This is a genomic window from Rhodovulum sp. PH10 (genome assembly GCF_000293785.1).
GTDB lineage: Bacteria > Pseudomonadota > Alphaproteobacteria > Rhizobiales > Xanthobacteraceae > Rhodoplanes.
Genome location: NZ_AKZI01000036.1, coordinates 91573 through 117085, shown reverse-complemented (window position 1 = coordinate 117085; position 25513 = coordinate 91573). Strand labels below are relative to the sequence as shown.

Genomic DNA, 25513 nt, shown 5'->3' with positions numbered 1-25513 from the left:
ATGAAGGTGAACGGATGACGGCGAAGAACGACGGCCGGATCGTTCCGGCGGACCCCTGCTGCTTCGTCGTGTTCGGCGCCACCGGCGATCTCACCCACCGCCTGCTGGTGCCCGCGCTCTACAATCTCGCCGCCGGAAAGCTGCTGCCGGAGGCGTTTTCCATCGTCGGGGTGGGGCGGGGCGAGCACACGACCGACTCGTTTCGCGACGGCTTGCGCAAAGGCCTCGAGACATTCGCGACGCGCAAGACCGAGCCCGAGGTGATCGACCGGCTGCTCGCCTGCGTCAGCTTCGTGCAGGGCGGCCCGGAGGAGCCCGGCTCGTTCGACCGCTTGCGCGACAAGCTCGAGGCGATCGAGGAGCGCCGCGGCACCCGCGGCAACCGGCTCTTTTATCTCGCGACGCCGCCGACCGCGTTCGCGCCGATCGCCCGCGCGCTCGGCGAGGCCGGCCTCGCCCGGCAAGAGGAACGGGCCAACGGCGGCGACGGGCCGTGGCGCCGGCTGATCGTGGAAAAGCCGTTCGGCACCGACCTCGCCTCGGCGCAGGCGCTCAATCGCGAGCTTCTGGCGGTGTTCGACGAGGACCAGATCTTTCGCATCGACCACTATCTCGGCAAGGAGACGGTGCAGAACATCATGGTCATGCGGTTCGCCAACGGCCTGTTCGAGCCGATCTGGAACCGCGACCACGTCGACCAGGTGCAGATCACCGTCGCCGAGACCCTGCCGGTCGGCCGCCGCGGAAAATTCTACGACGCCACCGGCGCGCTGCGCGACATGGTGCCGAACCACCTGTTTCAGCTCCTGTCGCTGATCGCGATGGAGCCGCCCTCGCGGTTCGAATCGAAGTCGGTGCGCGGCGAGAAGGCGGCCGTGCTCGACGAGATCCAGGCGATCGGCCCGGAGGAGGCGCTGAAAAATTCCGTGCGCGCGCAGTATCTCGGCGGCCGGATCGGCGAGGAGGACGTCCCCGACTATCTGGCGACGCCGAACGTGAAGCCCGATTCCACCACCGAGACCTATGTCGCGATGCGGCTCGCGATCGACAACTGGCGCTGGGCCGGCGTGCCGTTCTTCCTGCGTACCGGCAAGGGTCTCTGCGCCCGCTCGAGCGAGGTGGCGATCAAGTTCAAGCAGGCGCCGCTCGCGATGTTCCGCCGGACGCCGGTGGAGCACCTCGCGGAAAACTTCCTCACGGTAAAAATCGCGCCGGAGGAGGGTATCTCGCTGCAGTTCAACGCCAAGGTCCCGGGTCCCACGGTGAACCTCGACGGCGTGCACATGCGGTTCCAGTACCGCGACTATTTCGACATCGCGCCCAGCACCGGCTACGAGACGCTGATCTACGACTGCATGATCGGCGACGCGATCCTGTTTCAGCGTGCCGACGCCATCGAGGCGGCATGGCGGGCGGTGCAGCCGTTCCTGGACGCCTGGAAGGAGGCCGGCGCGGACGGGCTCGCGAGCTACCGGGTCGGCAGCGACGGGCCGGAGGAGGCGCACCGCCTGATCGGCGACCACGGCCGCCGCTGGCGGCCGATCGAGTGAGCGGGTGTTTCCGATGAAGGCCGAAGACCTCGTCGTCCTCGACGACAAAACGGCGCTCGTGGAGGCTGCGGCGGAGCGGATCGCCGCGGCGCTCGAAAACGTGGGGGAGCGCGGCGCGGTGTGCCTCACCGGCGGCTCGACCATTTTGCCGGTCTATCGGCGGCTCGCCGAGGCGCCGTACCGGGCGCGCATCCCGGTCGCGCGACTGCACTGGTTCTTCGGCGACGAGCGGTTCGTGCCGGCCGACGATTCTCGCAGCAACGCCCGGCAGGCGCGAGAAACGCTGCTCGAGCCGCTCGGCGTGCCGGCCGAGCGCATCCACGCCGTTCCCACCGACGTGAAAAGCCTGGAGGCGGCGGCGAAGGCCTACCAGGACGACCTCGTTCGCTTCTACGCCTCGAGACACGGCGGGAGCGCTGGCGCTTGCGCGCGCGCCCTCGATCCGCAAAAACCGTTGTTCGACCTCGTGCTGATGGGGCTCGGCGGCGACGGCCACACCGCCTCGCTGTTTCCCGGCAAGCCCGCGGTGGAGGTCACCGACCGTTTGGTGGTCGGCGTGCCGGAGGCGGGGCTCGCCCCGTTCGTGCCGCGCGTCAGCCTCACGCTGCCGGCGCTCGCCTCGACGAAAGCGATGCTGTTCGTGGTATCGGGAGCCGACAAGCGCGACCCGCTCGCCCGCATCCTCGCCGGCGAAGACCTTCCGGCCGGACGGGCGCATGCGAACGGCGCGTTCACCGTTCTGGCCGACCGTGCCGCGGCGCCCGACCCGCCGCCTGCAAGCAAGGACCTTTCATGACCACGCTCCGTGCCGCCATCGTCCCGGTCACGCCGTTTCAGCAGAACTGCACGCTCCTGTGGACCGAGCCCTCCATGCGCGGCGTGGTGATCGATCCGGGCGGCGACCTCGACCAGATCGAGGCGGCGATCGCCGAGACCAAGATCGTGGTCGAACGCATTCTCCTCACCCACGGCCACATCGACCATGCCGGCGGGGCGGCGGAGCTGAAGGAAAAGCTCGGCGTGCCGATCGAGGGGCCGCACCGGGCCGACGATTTTCTGCTCGCGCGGCTCGTCGACCAGGGGCGGACCTACGGGCTGGAGGGCGTGCGCAACGTCGCGCCCGACCGCTGGCTGGGGGAGGGCGACGAGGTGACGGTCGGCGACATGGCGATGGACGTCTTGTTCTGTCCCGGCCATTCGCCCGGCAGCGTCGCCTTCGTCGCCGCGGACCAGCGATTCGCCATCACCGGCGACGTGCTGTTCCACGGCTCGATCGGCCGCACCGACCTGCCGGGCGGCGATTACGACACGCTGATGCGCTCGATCACCGAGAAGCTCTTGCCGCTCGGCGACGACGTCACCTTCATCTGCGGCCACGGCCCGGCCTCGACCATCGGGCAGGAGCGGGCGACCAATCCCTTCCTGCGCTGATTTTTTGGTCGCCCGAGACCTCGTCCCGAGACCGCGTCCCCAGACCTCGGGGCAGGCGAGGGCATCCGGACCCGAGGGAGAGGGCACGAGTGCCCACGAGTGCCCACGAGTGCCCGGCACTCGTGCCTGCCTTGCCTTTTGGGGGGGCGTGCTCCACAACACGGGCGTCACGTCCGGCGGGCGGACGTCGCGGAGCACTGGGCGGGCCGGAGCGAAACATCATGGACTTTGCAGCCGCGCGTCGAAAAATGGTCGACAATCAGGTGCGCCCGAACGGCGTCACCGACCTGCGGGTGATCGAGGCGATGCTGGCCGTGCCGCGCGAGCATTTCGTGCCGCCGGCCAAGGCGGCGCTCGCCTACATGGACGGCGACCTGCCGGTGGCGAGCCTCGGCCCGGGCGGCGCCCACCGCTGCGCCCTCAAGCCGATGGTGACCGCCCGCATGCTGCAGGCGCTCGACCTCGCCCCGACCGACCAGGTGCTCGAGGTGGCCTGCGGCACCGGCTACACCACCGCGCTGCTCGCCCGCACGACGGCGAAGGTGGTGGGGCTCGAGGAGAGCGAATCGGTGGCCGCCGCGGCAGCCAAGCTGCTCGGCGAAGCGGGCGTCACCAACGCGTCCGTGGTGTGCGGGCCGCTCGCCGACGGCTGGCCGGCGCAGGCGCCCTACGACGTGATCGTCGTCGAGGGAGCGGTCGAGGAGATGCCGCCGGCGTTGCTGTCGCAGCTGCGCGAGGGGGGGCGGCTGATCGCCATCGTGGGAATCGGTCCGGTCGGCCGTGCGACCCTTTGGCGGCGGGTCGGGCAGGATGTCGCGGGCGTTCCGGTGTTCGATGCCGTGGCCACCCCGCTGCCCGCCTTCTCCAAGCCTCCGGCCTTTGTTTTCTAGGGGATATTACCGCCCCGGCTGTGGCTCGAATGCGCCACCCTGCATCTTTTTGGAGAGTGGGGTTCCAAAGTCCTCCCGCAGTTTTTATCGTCCCGCCATCATCCCTGTGGCGTCGCTCGCTGGTAAAGCCGGCGGCACGGGACCGAGGGGCGTGTTTGCGTATTCGACGTTGGGGACCGTGATGATGGGGGGGATGACACAGCGGCGAGGTTTTGCCGCGGCAATCACACTGATGGCGGCGATCGGGATGGTGGGCCCTGCCCGCGCCGACACGCTGCCGGGGGCGCTCGCTCAGGCCTATCGCAACAATCCGCAGCTCAACGCGCAGCGGGCGATCGTGCGTGCGACGGACGAGAACGTGCCGTCGGCGCTGTCGGGCTACCGGCCCAACATCACCGCGACGGCGACCCTCGGCCAGCAGTACACGGACTACAAGGGCGTCAGCAGCGGTCAGTCCTATAAAATCGACGACAATTTCACGCCGCGCGGGATCGGCATCACCGGCACCCAGACGCTGTTCAACGGCTACCAGACCGGCAATCGCGTGCGGCAGGCGGAGGGCCAGGTGTCGGCCGCCCGCGAGACGCTGCGGCTGATCGAGCAGAACGTCCTGCTCAACGGCGCCACCGCCTACATGAACCTGTTGCGCGACAGCGCGATTCTCGATCTCCAGCGGCGCAACGTCGAGGTCTTGCAGGAGCAGCTGCGCCAGACCCGCGACCGCTTCTCGGTCGGCGAGGTGACCCGCACCGACGTCGCCCAATCGGAGTCGCGGCTGGCCGCCGGCCGCTCGCAGGTGTCGGCCGCCGAATCGAACTACGTCTCCTCCAAGGCGGCCTATCGCCAGGTGATCGGCGTGGAGCCGGGCAAGCTCGCCGCCGCCTCGCCGGTCGATCGGCTGTCGCCGCGCAGCCTGCCGGGGGCGATCGGCAGCGGCCGCGCGCAGAACCCGAACGTCACCGCGGCGATGTTCGGCATCGACGTGCAGGCGCTGCAGGTGAAGATCAACGAGGGCGCGCTGCTGCCGACCCTCACTGCGCAGGCCAACATCCAGAAGAATTGGGACGTCAGCCCGACCGTTTCGGAGCAGTATTCGGCCTCGGTGATCGGCCAGCTCTCGGTGCCGATCTATCAGGGCGGCCAGACCCACGCCGCGATCCGCGCCTCCAAGGAGACGCTGTCGCAGCGGCGGCTCGACCTCGAGACCGCGCGCGACCAGGCGCAGGCGACGGTGGTGCAGGCGTGGGGCCAGCTCGAGGCGGCCAAGGCGCAGATCGAGGCGACCCAGGCCCAGGTGTCGGCGGCCGAGATCGCCCTCAACGGCGTGCGCGAGGAGGCCCGGGTCGGCCAGCGCACCACGCTCGACGTGTTGAACGCCCAGCAGGAACTGGTGAATGCGCGGGTGGCGCTGGTGACGGCGCAGCGCGATCGGGTGGTGGCCTCCTATTCGCTGCTCGCGGCGGTCGGCCGGCTGTCGCCGCCGGTGCTCGGGCTGCCGACCTCGCTCTACGACCCGATGACGCACTATCAGCAGGTGCGCGACTCGTGGGCCGGCGTGCGCACCCCGGACGGGCGCTGAACGCGGGCCGGATCGGTCCGGCCCGGGCCCGGCGGGCAGAGGGCGGACCGAGCTTCGGGCGGGGCCGAGAACGGGCCCGCTCGGACGACGCAGGAGAAAAGCGGTCCACGAAACTCGCGCGAGTTTTTCGCGGACACAATGAAGTGGGCGTAAAACCTTTACTTTGCTTGCGTATCCTCGCCCCGTCTCCATACTCGGCAGAGCCGAGCGGCGATGATTCGTCGGATTCGGAGCGTTCTCGAGCGTCGTCGAACCGGGTCAAGGGTCGCGTGAGATACGCTTCGCGTCGAGGTCCGGAGCGTTTCGGGCGCAGGCGCCGTTCGAGTGACCGAGCGGGGTCGACGTCGAGGCGATCGTCCGGCCATCGGTACGTCCGGAGCGCCCGGGAGCGGGAACGAAGCGCATGAACCAACCGGCCAAGGCTCAAGAGCCGTCGATGGAGGAGATCCTCGCCTCCATCCGGCGGATCATCGCCGACGACGATACCGGCAAGGCCGCGGCGAAGCCCTCCGCGCCGGCGGCCGAGGCGCCCGCACCCGGTCCCGCACCCGGCGCGGCGTCCAAGCCGGCGGCCGTCAAGCCGGCGCCGCCGCCGACCGCCTCCGACCCGTCCGCCACCAACAGCCAGGACGACATCGACGCCCTGTTCGCGAGCTTCGACGCCGCGCCCGAGCCGGAGGAGCCGGAGCCCGCGCCCGCTCCGGAGCCCGAGCCGCCGAAGGCCGAGGAGCCCCCGCCGCCGTCCGAGGACATCCTGGAGCTGACCGAGGCGATGCGCACCCCCGGTCCGGCGTTCCGCACGATCGACGGCAAGCCGGACGTGATGTTCAGCGAGCCCGGCTGGGACGACAAGCCGGAGCCCGCGCCGCGCGCCGCCGAGCGGCCGGCGGAGCAGTCGTCCGAGCCTCGCCCGCACGCGGCGGAGGGCGGCCATTCGGGCGGGCATCCGGGTAGCCATTCGAGCGGCCGTTCGGGCAGCGACGGCCCGCTGTTGTCGGCCGCGAGCTCGGCGGCGATCGATTCCGCCTTCAACACGCTCGCCCAGACCGTCCTGGTGCAGAACGCCCGCACCCTCGAGGATTTGGTCCGCGAGATGCTGCGGCCGATGCTGAAGGCGTGGCTCGACGACAATCTGCCGCAGATGGTCGAGCGGATGGTGCGCGCCGAGATCGAGCGCGTGTCGCGCGGCCGCAGCTGACCGGCCGGAGGCTTCGAGCGGCCGCCGGCCCGCCACCGACACGAACCCACCGAACCCATGGACGCGACGCGAGCGACACGGGACCGGGCGTTGACACGCCGGGGGCCGCGGCGCTTTGTACCGCTCCTGCCACGGAAACCCGCGAGATGATCGAGAAGACCTACCAGCCCGCCGCCATCGAGGACCGCATCTCCGCCGCCTGGGAGGACGCCGAGGCGTTCCGCGCCGGCCGCCCCGAGCGCCGCAAGGCCGCGCCGTATTGCCTGGTCATTCCGCCGCCCAACGTCACCGGCTCGCTGCACATGGGCCACGCGCTCAACAACACGCTGCAGGACGTGCTGGTGCGGTTCGAGCGCATGCGCGGCAAGGACGTGCTGTGGCAGCCCGGCATGGACCATGCCGGCATCGCCACCCAGATGGTGGTCGAGCGCCAGCTCGCCGCCCGCCAGGAGCCGTCCCGCCGCGACATGGGGCGCGAAAAATTCCTCGAGCGGGTGTGGGCCTGGAAGGCGGAATCGGGCGGCACCATCGTCGAGCAGCTGCGCCGGCTCGGCGCCTCCTGCGACTGGTCGCGCGAGCGCTTCACCATGGACGAGGGCTTGTCCCGCGCCGTGCTGAAGGTGTTCGTCCGGCTCTACGAAGAGGGGCTGATCTACAAGGACAAGCGGCTGGTCAACTGGGACCCGAAGCTGCTCACCGCGATCTCCGATCTCGAGGTGCAGCAGGTCGAGGTGAAGGGCCATCTGTGGCACATTCAGTATCCGGTAGACGAGATGGAGGACACCTTCATCACCGTCGCCACCACCCGGCCGGAGACCATGCTGGGCGACACCGCGGTGGCGGTGCATCCGGACGACGAGCGTTACAAGCATCTGGTCGGTAAATACGTCGTGCTGCCGCTGGTCGGCCGCCGCATCCCGATCGTTGCCGACAGCTATTCCGATCCCGAGAAGGGCACCGGCGCGGTGAAGATCACCCCGGCGCACGACTTCAACGACTTCGAGGTCGGCCGCCGGCACCACCTGCCGCTGATCAGCGTGCTCGACACCGAGGCGCGGCTCGACCTCGCCGAGAACGAGGCGTTTCTCGACGGCGTGCCGGTCTCCGAGGCTTTGCGCGAGACGATCGCGCTGCACGGGCTCGACCGCTTCGAGGCGCGCAAGAAGATCGTCGAGCGGCTGGAGGCGATCGGCCTGCTCGAGAAGATCGAGCCGCACACCCACATGGTGCCGCACGGCGACCGCTCCGGCGCGGTGATCGAGCCGTTCCTCACCGACCAGTGGTACGTCAACGCCAAGGCGCTGGCGGTGCGCGCCATCGAGGCGGTGAAGAGCGGCGACACGGTGTTCGTGCCGAAGACCTGGGAAAAGACCTATTTCGAGTGGATGGAAAATATCCAGCCGTGGTGCATCTCGCGCCAGCTGTGGTGGGGCCATCAGATCCCGGCCTGGTATGGGCCGGACGGAAAGGTGTTCGTCGCCGAGACGGAGGAGGAGGCGGTCGCCCGCGCGCTCGCCTATTACGCCGAGACCGAGGCGATCACGCCGATGGAAGGCCACGACATGGCGCTCGATCCCGAGAGCCGTGCGCCCTTCCTGACGCGCGACGAGGACGTGCTCGACACCTGGTTCTCCTCGGCGCTGTGGCCGTTCTCCACGCTCGGCTGGCCGGACGACGTGCCGGAGGTGAAGCGCTATTACCCGACGAGCGTGCTCGTGACCGGGTTCGACATCATTTTCTTCTGGGTCGCCAGGATGATGATGATGGGTCTTCACTTCATGGACGAGGTCCCGTTCAAGACCGTCTACATCCATGCGCTGGTGCGCGACGAGCGCGGCCAGAAGATGTCGAAGTCCAAGGGCAACGTGATCGACCCGCTGGAGCTGATCGACGCCTACGGCGCCGACGCGCTGCGCTTCACGCTCGCCGCGATGGCGGCGCAGGGCCGCGACATCAAGCTCGCGAAGTCGCGCGTCGAGGGCTACCGCAACTTTGCGACCAAGCTCTGGAACGCCTGCCGGTTCGCCGAGCTGAACGGCTGCGCCACGGTAAAGGGCTTCGACCCGGCGAAGGCCGAGAGCACGCTCGACCGCTGGATCGGCCACGAGCTGTCGCGCGCGGTGCGCGAGACCACCGAGGCGCTCGAGGCCTACAAGTTCAACGAGGCGGCCGGAGCGGTCTATCGCTTCGTGTGGAACGTCTATTGCGACTGGTATCTCGAGCTGGCCAAGCCCGTGCTGACCGGGCCGGACGGGCCCGAGAAGGACGGCACGCGGGCGATGGTCGCCCATGTCCGCGACGAGATCCTGAAGCTCCTGCACCCGTTCATGCCGTTCGTGACGGAGGAGCTGTGGGCCGTCACGGCGGAAGGCAACGCCGCCCGCCAGAGCATGCTGGCGCTCGCCGACTGGCCGGCGCCGGAAGGGCTCGACGATCCGGAGGCGGAGGCCGAGATCGGCTGGGTGATCGACCTCGTCACGGCGATTCGCTCGGTGCGTGCCGAGATGAACGTGCCGCCGGCGACCCTGCTGCCGCTGGTGCTGACCGGCTCCGCCGCCACCGCGGAGCGGGCCGGGCGCTGGGGCGAGTTCATCCGGCGGCTGGCGCGGCTCTCCGAGATCGGCTCGGCGGCGGCGACCCCGCGCGGCTCGGTGCAGCTCGTGGTGCGCGGCGAGGTGGCGGCGATCCCGCTCGCCGGGGTGATCGACATCGCCGCCGAGCGCGCCCGCCTCGTCAAGGAGCAGGCCAAGGCCGAGGCGGACATCCGCCGCGTCGACGGCAAGCTCGGCAACCCGGACTTCGTTGCCCGTGCCCCCGACGAGGTGGTCGAGGGCGAGCGCGAGAAGCGCGAGGAGGCGGTCGCCCGCCGCGCCAAGTTCGTCGAGGCGCTGGAGCGGCTGAAGGACGCGGAATGACCCCGGCCGCTCCCTCCCGGCCCGCGAAAGGCGGGGAGGGGCGCCACATTTCGCTTAGGATTCTGCGGCGTTTGTCGCTATCGTGGTGGGCGGTATCGTTCGGATCGCCGCGCATTCGCGCCGGGAGCCGCCATTGGTCGGCGTCCCGCCTCCGGGATCCGACCCACCCGTTCGTGTTCGTGGAGCATCGCTCATGAAGCTCGTTATTGCCGTCATCAAGCCGTTCAAGCTCGACGATGTCCGCGACGCCCTCGGGGCGGCGGGCGTGCAGGGCATGACCGTCACCGAGGTCAAGGGTTACGGCCGCCAGAAGGGCCACAAGGAAATTTATCGCGGCACCGAATACACGGTGAGCTTCCTGCCGAAGGTGCGGATCGACGTGGTGGTCGAGGACGACCAGGTCGACACCATCATCGAGGCGATCCGCGGCTCGGCCCGCACCGAGCGGATCGGCGACGGCAAGATCTTCGTCGCCTCCGTCGAGCGTGCGATCCGCATCCGCACCGGCGAGACCGACGTCGCGGCGCTCTGATCCGGCGGCTTTTTTGCGCGCCGTGCGGTGAGGCGAGCGAGGGCAGGGGCGTCGGGCCCCTGGCGCCTCGGTGGCCGGGCGTGCGTGTTGGCGCGCCTGCGTAAAGACCGGCCGGTCGCTCGTCACCGCTCGTTCGGCGGGGCAGGTGCCGATCGGCGAGCCGGCTCGAACGGCCGTGAAAAGAACTTCGAGCCCTTCAGCCCGTAGCGCCACGGCAGCTCGGCCGCCTTGGTGATGCCGATTCGCGGCCCCGTCACGATCTCGACCGGTTTTTCGCGGGCGAGGACGACGAAGGGCGGCGCGTCGAGCGGATGGCCGTCGAGCGCCCGCGTGATGCCGAGCGCCTCGCAGATCCGCCCAGGACCCGCACACAGCAGCCGCACGTCCTCGCAGCCCCGCCGCTCGCGCATGCGGTCGAGCCCGACGGTCGGCGCGATCGCGCGGATCAGCACCGCGCTCGCCTCGCCCTCCGCCTCGCACACCGCGTTGACGCACCAGTGCATGCCGTAGGAGCGGTAGACATAGGCGTGGCCCGGCGGTCCGAACATCACCGCGTTGCGCGGGGTTTTTCCGCGAAAGCTGTGCGCCGCCGGGTCCGTATGGTGATACGCCTCGACCTCGACGATCGTCCCGCCGACGCCGTCGACCAGCAGCGTCGTGCCGATCAGGTCGGGCGCGACGAGATGCACGCTGCGATCGAAGAAGGCGCGGGAGAGCGGCACCGGAGAGCCCGGGATTCGGGCGGCCGCGCCGGGCGGCGCGATTCGGTTGATGGATGGTTTCGTCATCTCGTCGTTTACGCGCGGTGTGCTCGAGGGTTCGGAGAGCATTTCGCGCGAGACTGCTCGCAGTCCGAAGGCGGTTCGGCGAACATTCTCACCGGGGTCAGCGACGTGTATCCCCCGCCACAACGTGTGTCACACCGGCAACATCGTGCCAACATTTCCGTGAGCGGGGGTACGATCACGCGAAACGCCCATATTCCGCCACACCCGAACACGATCTCGAGCATGTCCGGAACGTGAAAGGGCCGACGGAATTCTCGTCGCACGGAGCACCGGATCGGGACGTGACGCGCATGGACGGCAGGACGATGGACGCCAGGACGGACGACATCGAGCTGCGTCGGCATTCGACCGAGAGCGGTCGCGTGCACGAAGCGCTCGTCGCCGGCGACACGTCCGCTCCGCCCGCGGCGGCCGGGAGCGGCCGGGCCGCGGCGCGCCCTTCGCACGCCGCCGTCTCCTACGACATCGATGATCGCGAATTTGTGACCGTCGACGACGGTCGAATCACGACGCAGGACATTGCGGCCGCGACCGCGAGGACCAATTCTGGGCTGCATCGGGACGGTGCGGCGGCTTCCGGTATCGAGGGCTTCGATCGGGATTTCGATCGGGTGGATCCAGTGTTCGAGCGTCATCCTTCCGGGCTCGCCGCACGTATGGCGCGCCGCCTCGCCGCCCGCAGCGCCGCCGAAGGCCGCGCCGCAGAGGGCCGCGCTGCCGAGTCGCCGATGCGGGAAACCTCCGCGCAGGAGGCCGTGCGGCAAGGACGGGTGCCGGCTCCGGTGTCCGCTCATTTGTGGAATTGTGCTCAGGATCTGGTCCGGCGTGCGGTGGTTCCGCCGGCGGGCCGGCAGTCGCGTTCGAGAAGTCGTGTCATGCGGACGGTGTGTGGTGTGGCCCTGCTGATTGCGGTGGGGCTCGGTGTCGGGCTCGGCGGTGCGCGGGCGTTCGATGGAAATCGGACCACGACGGCGGAGCTCGCGCCGGCCGTCAGCGTCGACCTGTTTCCGCGCGGCGTATCGCCTCTGCAAAACTCCTCGACGATCCGCCCGGACGTGCTGCAGCCGCCGACCGCGCAGCTCACCGCCGTCGAGGCGTTTCGCTCGGGCGCCCAGGCCCTGCTCGCCGGCGACACCAAGAGCGGCGTGCGCGCGCTCGAATACGCCGCCTCGAGCGGTCACCCGATCGCCCAGTGGAAGCTCGGCCGCATGTATGCCGACGGCGACGGCGTGAAGCGCGACGAGCTGCGTGCCTTCGAGTATTTCCGCGAGGTCGCCGACGCCCATGCGGACGAGGCCCCGGGCACGCCGCGCGCCCGCTTCGTCTCCAATTCCTTCGTCCAGCTCGGCACCTATTTCCTCGACGGCATCCCGAAGTCGAGCGTGAAGGCCGACCCCGACCGTGCCCGCGAGATGTTCACCTATGCCGCGTCCTATTTCGGCGACGCGGATGCGCAGTATCACCTCGGCCGGATGTATCTCGAGGGCACCGGCGGGGTGAAGGACTCGCGGCTCGCCGCGCGGTGGCTGCAGCTCGCCGCCAACAAGGGCCAGTATCAGGCGCAGGCGGTGCTCGGCGCGATGCTGTTCAAGGGCGAATCGCTGCCCCGCCAGGGCGCCCGCGGCCTGATGTGGCTGACGCTCGCGCGCGACGCGGCGAGCCCGCAGGAGACCTGGATCACCGACCTGCAGTCCGCCGCCTTCAAGCAGGCGACCGACGACGAGCGGGCGACCGCGCTGACCTACATCGAGCGCTGGATCCGCGGCGGCCGCCGGGAGTGATCGGGCGGCAGTCGAGCGGTCGGACCCGGTGACCGTTCGCGGTTTCGGCCGGTCGCTGCGGATGGCGCGCGAGCCGTTCTGCCAGCCGTGCTATTCTCGGGCGCATCGTCGTTTCGATGACCCGCGAGATTGAGATGGTGTTCGCTTTCGATACGCTCGGATATTCCAAGCGGCTGCGCGAAGCCGGGATGCCGGGAGAGCAGGCCGAGGCCCATGCCGAGGCGGCCCGAGACTTCATCATGGTCGAGCTCGTCACCAAGACCGACCTCGCCGCCGCACTCTCTGCGCTGGAGGGCCGGCTCGAGGCAAAGATCCGCGAGGGTGATGCTGCGCTGGAGGCAAAGATCGAGCGGCTGAGCCTGCAGCTCACCGTGCGGCTCGGCGCCTTGATGGTCGCCGGCATCGGCGCGCTGGCGCTGATCCAGCGGCTGCACTGATTTTTTGGCGACCACTCGGACGGGCGGCCGGCACCGACCACCGCTGCGGCCACCGGGCGAGCCGTGCTACTCTCGGGCACATCGCCGTTTCGATGACCCGCGAGATTGAGATGGTGTTCGCTTTCGATACGCTCGGATACTCCAAGCGGCTGCGCGAAGCCGGGATTCCGGGCGAGCAGGCCGAGGCCCATGCCGAGGCGGCCCGAGACTTCATCATGGTCGAGCTCGTCACCAAGACCGACCTCGCCGCGGCGCTCTCCGCACTGGAAGGCCGGCTCGAGGCAAAAATCCGTGAAGGCGATGCTGCCCTCGCCGGACGGATCGACGGCTTGGAATCGAGGCTCGAGGCAAAGATCCGCGAGGGCGACGCTGCGCTGGAGGCAAAAATCGAGCGGCTGAGCCTGCAGCTCACCGTGCGGCTCGGCGCCTTGATGGTCGCCGGCATCGGCGCGCTGGCGCTGATCCAGCGGCTGAACTGATTTTTTGGCGACCACTCGGAGGGGCGGCCGTCACCGACCACCGCTGCGGATGGCAGACGAGCCGTGCTACTCTCGGGCGCATCGTCGTTTCGATGACCCACGAGATTGCAATGGTGTTCGCTTTCGATACGCTCGGATTTTCCAAGCGGCTGCGCGAAGCCGGGATTCCGGGCGAGCAGGCCGAGGCCCATGCCGAGGCGGCCCGAGACTTCATCATGGTCGAGCTCGTCACCAAGACCGACCTCGCCGCTGCGCTATCGGCGCTGGAGGGCCGCCTCGACGGTCGAATCGAAAACCTGGAAACGAGGCTCGAGGCAAAGATCCGCGAGGGTGACGCTGCGCTCGCCGGCCGGATCGACGGCCTCGAGGCAAAAATCGAGCGGCTGAGCCTGCAGCTCACCGTGCGGCTCGGGGCCTTGATGGTCGCCGGCATCGGCGCGTTGGCGCTGATCCAGCGGCTGAACTGATCGCGCCCCCGCGCGGGGCGCTGCCGCTCAGGCCTTTCCCTGCATGTCCAGCTCGCACCACGCCGGCACGTGGTCGGACGGTTTCTCGCGTCCGCGCATCGGCTTGTCGATTCCGGTGCGGACCAGCCGGTCGGCCGCCTGCGGCGACAGCATCAGGTGGTCGATGCGAAGCCCCATGTTCTTCTGCCAGCAGCCGGCCTGGTAATCCCAGAAGGTGTAGAGGTCGGCGCGGTCGGACGAGGCTCGCACCGCATCGGTGAAGCCGAGCGCCCGCAGCGCAAAGAACCGCTCCCGGGTCTGCGGCAGAAACAGCGCGTCGTTGCTCCAGGCCTCGGGATTGGCCACATCGTCCGGCGTCGGCAGCACGTTGTAGTCGCCGGCCAGCACCAGCGGCTCCTCGAGCGCCAGCCGGTCCTCGGCATAACGGATCAGCCGGTCCATCCAGCGCAGCTTGTAGGGATATTTGGGCGTCTCCACCGGATTGCCGTTCGGCAGATAGAGGCAGGCTACTCGCAACACCCCGTCGGCGCTCGAGACCACGCCTTCCAGGAAGCGCGCGTGATCGTCCTCCGGCTCGCCGGGCAGCCCCGGCGTCACCTCGTCGAACGGCCGGCGGGAGAGCAGGGCGACGCCGTTGAACGTCTTCTGCCCGTGCACCGCGACATTGTAGCCGGCCGCCTCGATCGCCTCGCGTGGAAACGCGTCGTCGACGCACTTGATCTCCTGCAGGCAGACGATGTCGGGCTTGGTCTCGTCGAGCCAGCCGAGCAGGTGGTCGAGCCGCTGCTTGACCGAGTTGACGTTCCAGGTCGCGATCCGCATGGGTTGCCTTTTCGCCGCTTCACCGCCGGGAGTCGCCCGGTGCCGGCATTCTGGTCACAAGCTCCGGTAAATCAATTACATTTTGGCAATGTCCGCAGCCCGCCGCTGCGTTCGGCCGGGCGGCATGATATAGAACGCCGTTCGCTTCCCCGATGCGCGCCCGAGCGGTTCTCGCTCCGGTGGCCGCGCGATGCCGGCGGCAGCGGGCGGGCGGGCCGAACACGCCGGGCGCGGCAGCCGCTACCCTCCGGCACGAAAGACCGTTCGCGATGACCCGACGCCGTGTGCTGTGGGGCTGCGCCGCGCTGGTGGCACTCGCCGGTGCGGCCTTGGCCGTTCATCGCTGGGGCCCGGGCGGCAGCGCCACCATCCCGCCGCCGCGCGCGGTCGCCGCCCGCGTGGTGTCGGTCGAGACCGCGCCGGCCGTCCGCAAGCCGGTGCCGGTGACGATCGAGGCGCTCGGCTCGGTGACGCCGCTCGCCAGCGTCGCGGTACGCAGCCGGATCGACAGCGCGATCACCGGCATTCATTTCCAGGACGGCGCCACGGTGAAGCAGGGCGACCTCCTGGTCACGCTCGACGGCCGGGCGCTCGAGGCGCAGATCCGCCAGGCCGAAGGCCAGCTCGCCCGCGACCGGGCGCAGCTCGCCGGCGCCGAGCGCGACCTCAAGCGCTTCACCGAGCTGGTCGCCCGCGCCGCCACGCCGCAAATCAATCTCGACAACGCGCAGACCCAGGTGGACGTCTATCGCGCGGCGATCGCCACCAGCGAAGCGACGATCGACAATCTGAAGGTCCAGCTCGGCTACTGCACCATCCGTGCGCCGATCTCCGGCCGGGTGGGGCAGGCGAACGTCAAGGTCGGCAACGTGGTGCGCACCGCCGACCTCACGCCGATCGTCACCATCAATCAGATGGCGCCGCTCTACGTCTCCTTCACGGTGCCGCAAAAGGTCTTGCCGCAGGTGCGTGCGGCCCTGGCGGCGGGCGACTCGGCGGTCGAGGCGGTGATTCCGGGCGACCAACGGATCGCGCACGGCAGGATCGCGATGATCGAGAACACGGTCGATGCGACGACCGGCATGGCGACGGTGCGCGCGCTGATGCCGAACGACGACGAGCTGTTGTGGCCCGGCACGCTGGTGACGGCGCGCCTGACGCTGCGGGTGGAGAACGCCGTCACGGTGCCGTCGAGCGCGGTGGAGGTGAGCCAGCAGGGCAGCTTCGTCTATGTGGTCGAGGACGGCGTCGCCCGCGTGCGGCGGGTGACGATCGAGCGGGTCGCCGGCGGCGACAGCGTGATCGCCTCCGGGCTCGCCGGCGGCGAGACGGTCGTCACCGACGGCCAACTCCAGCTCACCGACGGCGCGGCGGTCAAAGTGCGGCCGGTGGCCGAGCGGCCGGACAGGGCGGGCGCATGACCCTCTCGGAAATCTGCATCCGCCGGCCGGTGCTGACGACGCTGATCACCGCGTCGATGATCGTGTTCGGCATCTTCGCCTATCGCCTGCTGGCGGTGGCGGCGCTGCCGACCGTCGACTATCCCACCATCTCGATCACCGCGACCCTGCCGGGCGCCAGCCCCGAGACGATGGCGGCCTCGGTCGCCTCGCCGATCGAGCGCCAGCTCTCGACCATCGCCGGCATCTCGTCGATGACCTCGATGTCGTCGCTCGGCACCACCCGCATCACCATCCAGTTCGAGCTCGGCCGCAACATCGACGGCGCCGCGCTCGACGTGCAGACCGCCCTGTCGGTCGCGCAACGCCGGCTGCCGGTCGAGATGACGACCCCGCCGAGCTTTCGCAAGGTCAATCCCGGCGACTTCCCGATCCTCTATATCAGCCTCGTCTCGCCGACCCTGCCGCTGTCGACCATCAACGACTACGGCGAGACCACGCTCGCCCAGCAGATCTCCCAGATCGACGGCGTCGCCCAGGTGCTGGTCTATGGCGCGCAGCGCTTCGCGGTCCGGGTGCAGGTCGATCCGGTGGCGGCGGCGGCGCGCAACATCTCGCTCGACGACATCCGCAACGTCGTCGCCAAGGCGAACTCCAACACGCCGGTCGGCACCATCACCGGCGACGAGCAGAACATCACGCTGACCGCCTCCGCGGCGATCCCGCGGGCGGCCGACTACCGCAACGTCGTGGTGGCCTATCGCAACGGCGCGCCGATCAAGCTGTCCGACGTCGCGAACGTCATCGACTCGGTCGAGAACGACCAGGTCGCCAGCTACTTCAACGACGAGCGGGCGATCGTGCTGGCGATCCAGCGCCAGCCCTCGGCCAATACGGTGGCGGTGGTCGACGCCATCCGCGAGCGGCTGCCGAGCTACCGCGCGCAAATTCCCGCCGCCATCCGCATGGAAGTGCTGATGGACCGCTCGGTGTCGATCCGCGACGCCGTGTTCGACGTGCAGGAGACCTTGGCGATCGCCATCGCGCTCGTCGTGCTGGTGATCTTCCTCTTTTTGCGCACGCTGCCGGCGACCTTCATTCCCGGCCTCGCGGTGCCGGTGTCGCTCATCGGCACCTTCGCGGCGATGTACGCGCTCGGCTTCTCGATCAACAACATGACCATGCTGGCGCTGACCCTCTCGGTCGGCTTCGTGGTCGACGACGCGATCGTGATGCTGGAGAACATCGTCCGCCACATCGAGGGCGGCATGCGGCCGTTCGAGGCGGCGCTGAAGGGCGCGCGCGAGATCGGCTTCACCATCGTCTCGATCACCTTCTCGCTGATCGCGGTGTTCATCCCGGTGCTCTTGATGGGCGGGCTGGTCGGCCGCGTCTTCCGCGAGTTCGCGGTGACCATCGCGGTGGCGATCCTGATCTCCGGCTTCGTCTCGCTGACGCTGACGCCGATGCTGTGCGCGCGCGTGCTGCGCGGGCCGCACGGCGACGGCGAGGCGAAGCAGGGCCGGCTGCTGCGCCTGTTCGAGCGCGGCTTTCAGATGATGCTGCGCGGCTACGAGACGAGCCTCGACGCGGTGCTGCGGCACAAGCCGGTGATCCTGATCGTCACCGCGCTCACCATGGTCGCCACCGTGTGGCTCTATCTGGTGATCCCCAAGGGCTTCTTCCCCATCGAGGACACCGGCTTCATCAGCGTCACCGTCGAGGGGCCGTCCGACATCTCGTTCAAGGCGATGCGCGAGCGCCAGCGCGAGGTCGCCGACATCGTCCGCACCGATCCGGCGGTCGCATACGTCAACTGGACGGTGGGGGTGAGCGGCCCCAATCCGACGCCGAACTACGGCCGCATGTTCGTCGCGCTGAAGCCCAAGGACGAGCGCGGCGAGAACGCCGGCGCGGTGATCCAGCGGCTACGCCGCAACACCGCCGGTGTGATCGGCATGCGGACCTATTTCCAGAACGTCCAGAACATCAACATCACCGGGCGGATGTCGAAGAGCGAGTTCCAGTACACGCTGCAGTCGAGCGACACCGACGCCCTGTACCGCTTCGCACCGATCCTCCAGGAGAAGATCCAGAAGCTGCCCGGCCTGCGCGACGTCGCCACCGACCTCGCGATCGACAATCCGCAGATGACGGTCGAGGTCGACCGCGAGCGCGCCGCCTTCTACGGCATCTCGGTCGATCAGGTGCGCCAGGAGCTGTTCAACGCCTTCGGCACCCGCCAGGTCGCGACCATCTACACGCCCTCGAACGACTATCAGGTGATCCTCGAAAGTCTGCCCGAGGTGCAGGCGGACCCGGCCGGGCTGTCGCGCATCTTCGTCAAGACCGGCAGCGGCGGCGGGGCGGGCGGCGTCACCACCGTGGGCGGCGGCATCACCGGCAACTCCTCCGCCAACGGCCCGGCGATCCCGCTGTCGGCGGTGACGAAGATCGTGCCGACGGTCGGGCCGCTGCAGGTCAACCACCAGGGCCAGCAGCCGGCCGTCACCATCTCGTTCAACCTCGCGCCCGGCTTCTCGCTCGGCCAGGCGGTCGACGCGGTCACCGCGATCGAGCGCGAGAGCAACCTGCCGGCCTCGATCTCGACCGGCTTCCAGGGCTCGGCGCAGGTGTTCCAGGACTCTTTGCGCGGGCAGGGGGTGCTGGTGCTCGCCGCCGTGTTCGCCGCCTATGTGGTGCTCGGCATCCTGTACGAGAGCTTCATCCATCCGATCACCATCATCTCCGGCCTGCCGTCGGCCGGCGTCGGCGCGCTCCTGGTGCTGATGGCGTTCGGCATGGAGCTGTCGGTGATCGCGATGATCGGCATCGTCATGCTGGTCGGCATCGTCAAGAAGAACGCCATCATGATGATCGACTTCGCGGTCGAGCGGCGGCGCGTCGGGCTCGGCGCCGAGGCGGCGATGCGCGAGGCGTGCCTGCTGCGCTTCCGCCCGATCATGATGACCACCTTCGCGGCGATCTTCGGCGCGCTGCCGATCGCGCTGGGCACCGGGGCGGGGGCGGAGCTGCGCCAGCCGCTCGGTGTGGCGGTGGTCGGCGGCCTCGTCTTCTCGCAGCTCCTGACGCTCTACATCACGCCGGTGATCTACATCTATCTCGACCGGGTGGACCGTCGCCTGAAGCGCCGCCTCGAGCCGCAGCTCGCCGAGGTGCCGGAAAAGCCGGACCGCCCGGTGGTCGCGGCGGAGTAGGCTTTTTTCTTTCGGCGCGCCGGACGGTCGCCCGTCCGACCGGTGCGCACTCGAGAGAATCTCTCTCCGTCCTCACCCTGAGGAGCACTCCGCAGGAGCGCGTCTCGAAGGGCGAGGGCGGCCTCATGGTTCGAGACGCGACCTGCCGCCGCTCCTCGGCGTGAGGAGAGAATCAATGCAATCGCTCGCCGCCCGTCAGATCGAAAAGCTCGTCCCGCAGCCGCACGAGGCGGTGGCGACCGGGTTCCTGATCTTGAACGCCGCGCCGATCAAGTCCTCGACATAGTCGATCTCGGCGCCCGCCATGTACTCGGCCGACACCGGGTCGATCAGCACGGTCGCGCCCTCGCCGGCAAGCACGAGGTCGTCCTCGGCGCGGGTCTTTTCCATGTCGTACTTGTATTGGAAGCCCGAGCAGCCGCCGCCCGCCACGCTGACGCGCAGCATGGTGCCTTCGGCCTCGGATTGCAGGATTTCCGCGATGCGTCTTGCCGCCCGCGCGGTCAGCGTCACGCCGGCAGGGGCGGGAGGGGTGTCGCCGGTCGGCACGTCGGGGGTGAGTGTGCTCATGTCCGTCGCAATTGCTTGTCGTGTCTCGAATAGTTAAGTCGGGACCGGGCCGGGGTCAATGCGACTCGGGGTCGGCGACGTTCGGCCGGCAATGCCGGGCGCGCCCGCCCGAACCCGGCAGGCGGATTTCATCGAGATCGACGAGGAGGCGATGGCGGTTCAGGAAGCGCGCCCCCGCGCGCCCTATGCGGCGGATGCCGCGGCGAGCCGCGGCCGCTTGCACGACGAGCCCGAGAGCCCGGGGCGCAGCGCGTTTCGGCGCGACTGCGACCGGGTGATCCATTCGAGCGCGTTTCGCCGGCTCGCCTACAAGACGCAGGTGTTCGTCTATCACGAGGGCGACCATTTTCGCACCCGGCTCACCCATACGCTCGAGGTCACCCAGGTCGCCCGCTCGATCGCCCGCCGCCTCGGCCTCGACGAGGATTTGTCCGAAGCCTGCGCGCTCGCCCACGATCTCGGCCATCCGCCATTCGGCCATGCCGGCGAGCGGGCGCTCGACCGCTGCCTCGCCGACCATGGCGGCTTCGACCACAATGCACAGACGCTCGCGGTTGTGACGCGGCTCGAGCGGCGCTACCCGGACTTCGACGGCCTCAATCTGAGCTGGGAGACCCTCGAAGGTCTCGTCAAGCACAATGGACCGCTGGTTGCCGCAACCGAAACCGGCCGTGCGTGCGATGCGGAATCGACATTGGTGCAATGCAGCATTTCCTTGCCCCACGAGATCGCCGACTATAGTGCGCTGCATCATCTCGATCTCGCCAGCCATCCGAGCCTCGAGGCGCAGGTCGGCGCGATCTCCGACGACGTCGCCTACGACGCCCACGACCTCGACGACGGGCTTCGCGCGCACCTGTTCTCGCTCGACGACCTGAAGGCGGCGCCCGATCCCGGCCTCGATCACCTACGCGACCTGCTGGCCGGGATCGACCGCGAGCACCCCGGGCTCGACCACGCCCGCGTCGTCCACGAGCTGGTGCGCCGGCTGATCACCACCATGATCGTCGACATCGTCACCGAGACCGAGCGGGCGCTCGCCGAGGCCCGTCCGGCGTCCGCCGACGCGGTGCGAAAACTCGGCCGGCCGCTGGTGACGTTCTCGCCGGCAATGGCCGCGACCGATCGGGCGGTGAAAAAGTTCCTGTTCGGCCGGATGTATCGCCACGAGCGGGTGATGCAGGTGATGCGCGACGCCGAGCGGGTGGTCGAGGACCTGTTCGCCCGCTACACCGACGATCCCGAAACGCTGCCCGCCGAGTGGCGGTGCGACCTGCCGGCCGGCAAGACGGCGCGGGCGCGGCGCATCGTCGACTTCATCGCCGGGCAGACCGACCGCTACGCGCTCGACGAGCACGCCCGCCTCTTCGACACGACCCCGCAACTGCGTTAGGAAAACCTCGAGCGTCGAGTCCGGCCCGGCCGCGGGGTCGCTCTCGACCACCGAAATCGCCTTGCGCGCCCGCCGAACTGCCACGAGACCGAAAAATGGCCGAAATCACCACCGACACCAGCCACGTCTTCGCGGCCGTGCTGTCCCGCGTCACCGCCGCGATCGAGGCGCTGGTCGCCGCCAAACGCTTGCCGCAAAACCTCGATCTCGGCCGCGTGCTGGTCGAGCCGCCGCGCGATCCGACCCATGGCGATCTCGCGACCAACGCCGCGATGGTGCTCGCCAAGGACGCCGGCAAGAAGCCGCGCGAGATCGCCGAGGCGATCGCCGAAACGCTGCGGGCGGACGATTGGGTCGAGGCGGTGGCGATCGCCGGGCCGGGATTCATCAATCTGACGCTGAAGCCCGCGGTGTGGCGCGACGCGCTGAAGGCGGCGATTCTCGCCGGCGCCGATTACGGCCGGATGCCGGTGCCGGAGGCCGCCAAGCCCGTGAACGTCGAGTACGTCTCGGCGAACCCGACCGGGCCGATGCATGTCGGCCACTGCCGTGGCGCCGTTTTCGGCGACGCGCTCGCCAACCTGCTGGCGTTTGCCGGCAAGCCCGTCACCCGCGAATATTACATCAACGACGCCGGCGCCCAGGTCGACGTGCTCGCCCGCTCGGCCTTCCTGCGCTACCGCGAGGCGCTGGGTGAAAACATCGGGCCGATCCCCGAGGGGCTCTATCCGGGCGACTATCTGGTGCCGGTCGGAAAGGAGCTCGCCGCCCGCTACGGCGACACGTTGCGCGACAAGCCGGAAGCCGAGTGGCTGCCGGACGTGCGAAAGATCGCGATCGACATGATGATGGCGATGATCCGCGCCGACCTCGAGGCCTTGAACGTCCGCCACGACGTCTTCTTCTCCGAGCGCTCGCTGGTCGAGGGCACCGCGGATGCGGTCGCACGCACGATCGTCGAGCTGCGCGACGCGGGCAAAGTCTACGAGGGCCGGCTGCCGCCGCCCAAGGGCGCGCCGCCGGAGGACTGGGAGGACCGCGAGCAGACGCTGTTTCGCTCGACCGATTTCGGCGACGACATCGACCGGCCGCTGCTGAAATCCGACGGCAGCTACACCTATTTCGCCTCCGACATCGCCTATCACCGCTCCAAGGTGGAGCGCGGCTTCTCCGACCTGATCGACGTGTGGGGCGCCGACCACGGCGGCTACATCAAGCGGATGCAGGCGGCGGTCGCCGCGGTGTCCGGCGGGCTCGCCGCGCTGGACGTCAAGATCGTCCAGCTCGTGAAGCTGTTGCGCGCCGGGCAGCCGGTAAAGATGTCCAAGCGGGCCGGGGACTTCGTGACGCTTCGTGACGTGGTGGACGAGGTCGGCAAGGATGCCGTCCGCTTCATGATGCTCAACCGCAAGAACGACGCGGTGCTCGACTTCGACCTCGCGAAAGTGATCGAGCAGTCGCGCGACAACCCGGTGTTCTACGTCCAGTACGGCCATGCCCGCGGCCGCTCGGTGTTTCGCCATGCCCGCGAGGTGGTGGGCGAGCTTCCGGAGAATCCGGGCGAGCAGGCGAAGGCGCTGGTCGCCGGGCCGCTCGAGCGGCTGGATGATCCGGGCGAAATCGCCATCATGCGCCAGATCGCGCAGTTCCCGCGGTTGATCGAGGCGGCGGCGGCGGCCCACGAGCCGCATCGCATCGCTTTCTACCTCTACGATTTGGCGAGCGCGTTCCACGCCCATTGGAATCGCGGAAACGACGCGCCATATTTACGTTTCATTATCCAGGATGATCCACAACTGACCTTGGCCCGGCTCGCACTGGTGCAAGGTGTGATCACGGTGCTCTCCGTGGGGCTCGGCCTTCTGGGAGTCGAGGCGCCCGACGAGATGCGGTGACCTCTCGGGCGCGGTTGTATGCGTTGCGGCCTGGTCGGGCCGGCAACGCAGCCTGGTTTCCAACGTGGCACCGCGATCGGGACGAGTTTTATGGCGGACGACCGGTATCGGCGAACGGACGGCGGCGCGGCACAGGCAGCGGCGCGGGCCGAGCCCGCGAACGACCCGCTGGTCGAGCTGGCCCGCCTGATCGGGCAGAGCGACCCCGGCCCCTACGAGCCGGTGCGTCCGGCGCGCCGGGCGGCGCCCGAGCCGCGCCTCTCCGAGCCCCGCTTCGATGCGCGCGAGCCGGCGCCTTCCGCCGCTGAGCCGCGGGTGCCCGAGCTGCGGGTGCCGGAGCTGCGCGCCGAGCCGTTTGATCCGTTCGCGGGCGACGCCGTGGCCTCGCCCGCGGCCGATCCCGCCGGCCGGGTCGAGCCGCCGATGACCGCGCGCCACACCGCCGGCTTCCGGACCACCGGGAGCCGCGCCACCGATTTCGGCACCAGTGCCTCGGGTACGGGTGCCTCGGGCACGCGTGCGTTCGGCACCAGCGGCTCGGGCGCGAGCGACCGCCGCGACGCCGGCTGGCCGGGGACCTCCGCCGACGACGAGGACCGCGCCGCCGAGCCGCGCTACAGCGGCTACACCGAGCCGCCGCGTCCCTCCGCCTCCTCTTCGCGCGCCGACACCGCCCTCGGCCGGCTCGCCGCCTCGCAGCTCGCGGCCGACGCGCAGGCCGCCACGGCCGCAGCCGCAGCCGACCCGTACGCCGCCGATCCCTATGCCCGCAGCGACGGCTGGCCGCAGTCCTACCCGGCCGAGCAGCCGGCGGCCGGCGGCCGTCAGGAGCCGCGGCTCGACGCTCCCGACTATCAGGAGCAGGCTTTTCAGGCGCCGGTCCACACCGCCGCCCCCGATCCCCATGCCGAAGCGGATTCCTACGGCGCCCCCGGTTCTGCCGCCTATGGGGCCGCGGCCTATGGCGCCACCCCGCAGGTGCCGGCCTATCCGCAGGCCGAGGCCGCCCGAGATCCGCGCTACGACGCGCGTTACGATCCGCGCTACGCCCCGGCGGCGGACGGCGCCTACGAGGCCGGCGAGTATGCCGAGCCCGAGCAGGCCTATGCCTACGGCTCCGGCGCGCCCTACGGCACCCATGCCGAGCAGCGCCCGTCCGGCGGGCGGCGCAAGCTGATGGCCGCGGCCGCGATCCTCGCGCTCGCGGTGGTCGGCACCGCCGGCGCCTATGGCGTGCGGATGCTGCGCGGCGAGGGCCACAGCGGCGCGCCGCCGGTGATCCACGCCGATGCCGGGCCGAAGAAGATCGCCTCCGCCGGCCAGAACGGCGACAAGCAGATCTACGAGCGGGTGCAGCCCGCCCAGGACGAACGCATCGTGCCGCGCGAGGAGGAGCCCGTCAGCCTGCAGAGCCAGTCGGGGGCGACCGGCTCCGCCTCGTTCCCCGACACCACGGCGAACCTGCCGCCTTCGGTCAGCGCGCCGGCGACCGTCCCGGCTACGCCGCCGACCGGCAGCGCCGGCAGCGCGACCGCACCGAAGACGATCCGCACCGTCACCATCCGGCCGGACGGCGAGCGGGTGGAATCCTCGGTGCCGGCGGCCCGGCCGCTGTCGTCGAGCAATGCCCGCAACGTCCATTCCGCCCCGGCGGCCGAGCCCGCGAACAACGGCAATGCCCCGCTGTCGATCGTGCCGCAGCCGGCGCCTTCGGGCCGGGACGCCGCCGCCCCGAGCCGGCAGCAGCGCACCGCCATGGTGACGCCGGAGCCGGTGACCCGCGGCGGCTTCGTGGTGCAGCTCGCCGCTCAGAAATCGGAGAGCGACGCCCGCGCCTCGTTCCGCATTCTCCAGCGCAAGTATCCGTCGGTGCTCGGCGGGCGCGACGTCCTGGTGAAGCGCAAGGATCTCGGCTCGCGCGGGGTGTTCTACGGCACCCAGGTCGGCCCGTTCGCGAGCCGCGGCGACGCCGTGCAGCTGTGCGAGAACTTGAAGTCGATCGGCGGCAACTGCATCGTCCAGCGCAACTGACCGGGTCTTCGCCGGTCGGCCGCCGCCCTGTCGAAGCCCGTCGTCCCGGCCTCGCGCCGGGACGTGCGGTTTTCGCAGTCCTCTACCTTTCGTTCGTGTTCGCGTCTCGTGGCGTCGCGTCCTGCGGGGGATAAGTG

Annotated in this window: 20 protein-coding genes; 17 read left to right on the top strand and 3 right to left on the bottom strand. The window is 69.6% G+C overall.

Translation table 11 applies throughout. The annotated features are described in order from the left end of the window. Positions 1-14: 14 nt before the first annotated feature. The 8 genes from zwf (at position 15) to A33M_RS07465 (ending at position 10095) form a co-directional block, all read left to right on the top strand. A complete protein-coding gene (zwf, locus tag A33M_RS07500; protein ID WP_008385355.1) occupies positions 15-1550 on the top strand; it encodes a glucose-6-phosphate dehydrogenase in 1536 nt (511 codons plus the stop codon). 13 nt (positions 1551-1563) lie between these two features. Continuing rightward, entirely contained in the window at positions 1564-2346 is a 783-nt protein-coding gene (gene pgl / locus A33M_RS07495; RefSeq protein WP_040619678.1) for a 6-phosphogluconolactonase, read from the top strand. Then, positions 2343-2981, top strand: coding sequence for an MBL fold metallo-hydrolase (locus A33M_RS07490; protein WP_008385351.1), 639 nt, complete (start codon positions 2343-2345; stop codon positions 2979-2981). The genes pgl and A33M_RS07490 overlap by 4 nt, the downstream gene beginning before the upstream one ends. A gap of 221 nt (positions 2982-3202) precedes the next feature. Next, positions 3203-3871 (top strand): protein-L-isoaspartate O-methyltransferase family protein, encoded by a 669-nt coding sequence (locus tag A33M_RS07485; protein ID WP_008385349.1) that lies wholly within the window; start codon positions 3203-3205, stop codon positions 3869-3871. A 193-nt stretch (positions 3872-4064) separates the two neighbouring features. Then, positions 4065-5450 carry a TolC family outer membrane protein gene (locus tag A33M_RS07480; RefSeq protein WP_008385347.1) on the top strand — a complete coding sequence of 462 codons (1386 nt, stop codon included), beginning with the start codon at positions 4065-4067 and terminating at the stop codon, positions 5448-5450. Positions 5451-5853: 403 nt separating this feature from the next. Next, positions 5854-6648 carry a PopZ family protein gene (locus A33M_RS07475; protein ID WP_040619646.1) on the top strand — a complete coding sequence of 265 codons (795 nt, stop codon included), beginning with the start codon at positions 5854-5856 and terminating at the stop codon, positions 6646-6648. Positions 6649-6794: 146 nt separating this feature from the next. Then, the gene (locus A33M_RS07470; protein ID WP_008385343.1) at positions 6795-9563 is read left to right on the top strand and encodes a valine--tRNA ligase; all 2769 of its coding nucleotides are present in this window, start codon (positions 6795-6797) and stop codon (positions 9561-9563) included. Positions 9564-9756: 193 nt separating this feature from the next. Next, positions 9757-10095, top strand: a complete 339-nt coding sequence (locus tag A33M_RS07465) for a P-II family nitrogen regulator (RefSeq protein ID WP_008385339.1) — start codon at positions 9757-9759, stop codon at positions 10093-10095. A 122-nt stretch (positions 10096-10217) separates the two neighbouring features. Here A33M_RS07465 and A33M_RS07460 read toward each other — a convergent pair whose 3' ends face one another. Further along, complete coding sequence (locus A33M_RS07460) at positions 10218-10883, bottom strand: DNA-3-methyladenine glycosylase (protein ID WP_083850355.1); 666 nt, start codon at positions 10881-10883, stop codon at positions 10218-10220. A gap of 893 nt (positions 10884-11776) precedes the next feature. On the opposite strand from A33M_RS07460, the gene A33M_RS07455 reads away from it, so the two are divergent. The 4 genes from A33M_RS07455 to A33M_RS07440 all read left to right on the top strand — a co-directional run bounded on the left by A33M_RS07455 (position 11777) and on the right by A33M_RS07440 (position 14047). Continuing rightward, on the top strand, positions 11777-12664 hold the full coding sequence (locus A33M_RS07455) for a tetratricopeptide repeat protein (RefSeq protein ID WP_008385332.1): 888 nt from the start codon (positions 11777-11779) through the stop codon (positions 12662-12664). A 134-nt stretch (positions 12665-12798) separates the two neighbouring features. After that, entirely contained in the window at positions 12799-13101 is a 303-nt protein-coding gene (locus A33M_RS07450; RefSeq protein ID WP_008385330.1) for a hypothetical protein, read from the top strand. Positions 13102-13211: 110 nt separating this feature from the next. Beyond that, complete coding sequence (locus A33M_RS07445) at positions 13212-13580, top strand: hypothetical protein (protein WP_008385328.1); 369 nt, start codon at positions 13212-13214, stop codon at positions 13578-13580. A 110-nt stretch (positions 13581-13690) separates the two neighbouring features. After that, positions 13691-14047 (top strand): hypothetical protein, encoded by a 357-nt coding sequence (locus tag A33M_RS07440; RefSeq protein WP_008385325.1) that lies wholly within the window; start codon positions 13691-13693, stop codon positions 14045-14047. 27 nt (positions 14048-14074) lie between these two features. On the opposite strand, the gene xth is transcribed toward A33M_RS07440, so the two are convergent. Then, positions 14075-14869: an exodeoxyribonuclease III gene (gene xth, locus A33M_RS07435; RefSeq protein ID WP_008385322.1), complete on the bottom strand. Its 795-nt coding sequence runs from the start codon at positions 14867-14869 to the stop codon at positions 14075-14077. Between the two features lie 269 nt (positions 14870-15138). On the opposite strand from xth, the gene A33M_RS07430 reads away from it, so the two are divergent. Both A33M_RS07430 and A33M_RS07425 read left to right on the top strand, forming a co-directional pair. Next, a complete protein-coding gene (locus tag A33M_RS07430) occupies positions 15139-16290 on the top strand; it encodes an efflux RND transporter periplasmic adaptor subunit (protein WP_040619645.1) in 1152 nt (383 codons plus the stop codon). After that, complete coding sequence (locus A33M_RS07425; protein WP_008385317.1) at positions 16287-19487, top strand: efflux RND transporter permease subunit; 3201 nt, start codon at positions 16287-16289, stop codon at positions 19485-19487. Before A33M_RS07430 ends, A33M_RS07425 begins: the two co-directional genes overlap by 4 nt. 195 nt (positions 19488-19682) lie before the next feature. On the opposite strand, the gene erpA is transcribed toward A33M_RS07425, so the two are convergent. Beyond that, positions 19683-20057, bottom strand: coding sequence for an iron-sulfur cluster insertion protein ErpA (gene erpA, locus A33M_RS07420; protein WP_008385315.1), 375 nt, complete (start codon positions 20055-20057; stop codon positions 19683-19685). 151 nt (positions 20058-20208) lie between these two features. Here erpA and A33M_RS07415 point away from each other — a divergent pair, with 151 nt between their 5' ends. The 3 genes from A33M_RS07415 to A33M_RS22225 all read left to right on the top strand — a co-directional run bounded on the left by A33M_RS07415 (position 20209) and on the right by A33M_RS22225 (position 25376). After that, positions 20209-21450 (top strand): deoxyguanosinetriphosphate triphosphohydrolase, encoded by a 1242-nt coding sequence (locus A33M_RS07415; protein ID WP_040619673.1) that lies wholly within the window; start codon positions 20209-20211, stop codon positions 21448-21450. 95 nt (positions 21451-21545) lie between these two features. Continuing rightward, positions 21546-23345 (top strand): arginine--tRNA ligase, encoded by a 1800-nt coding sequence (gene argS / locus A33M_RS07410; RefSeq protein ID WP_008385311.1) that lies wholly within the window; start codon positions 21546-21548, stop codon positions 23343-23345. A gap of 90 nt (positions 23346-23435) precedes the next feature. Further along, the gene (locus tag A33M_RS22225; RefSeq protein ID WP_008385309.1) at positions 23436-25376 is read left to right on the top strand and encodes an SPOR domain-containing protein; all 1941 of its coding nucleotides are present in this window, start codon (positions 23436-23438) and stop codon (positions 25374-25376) included. Positions 25377-25513: the final 137 nt, after the last annotated feature.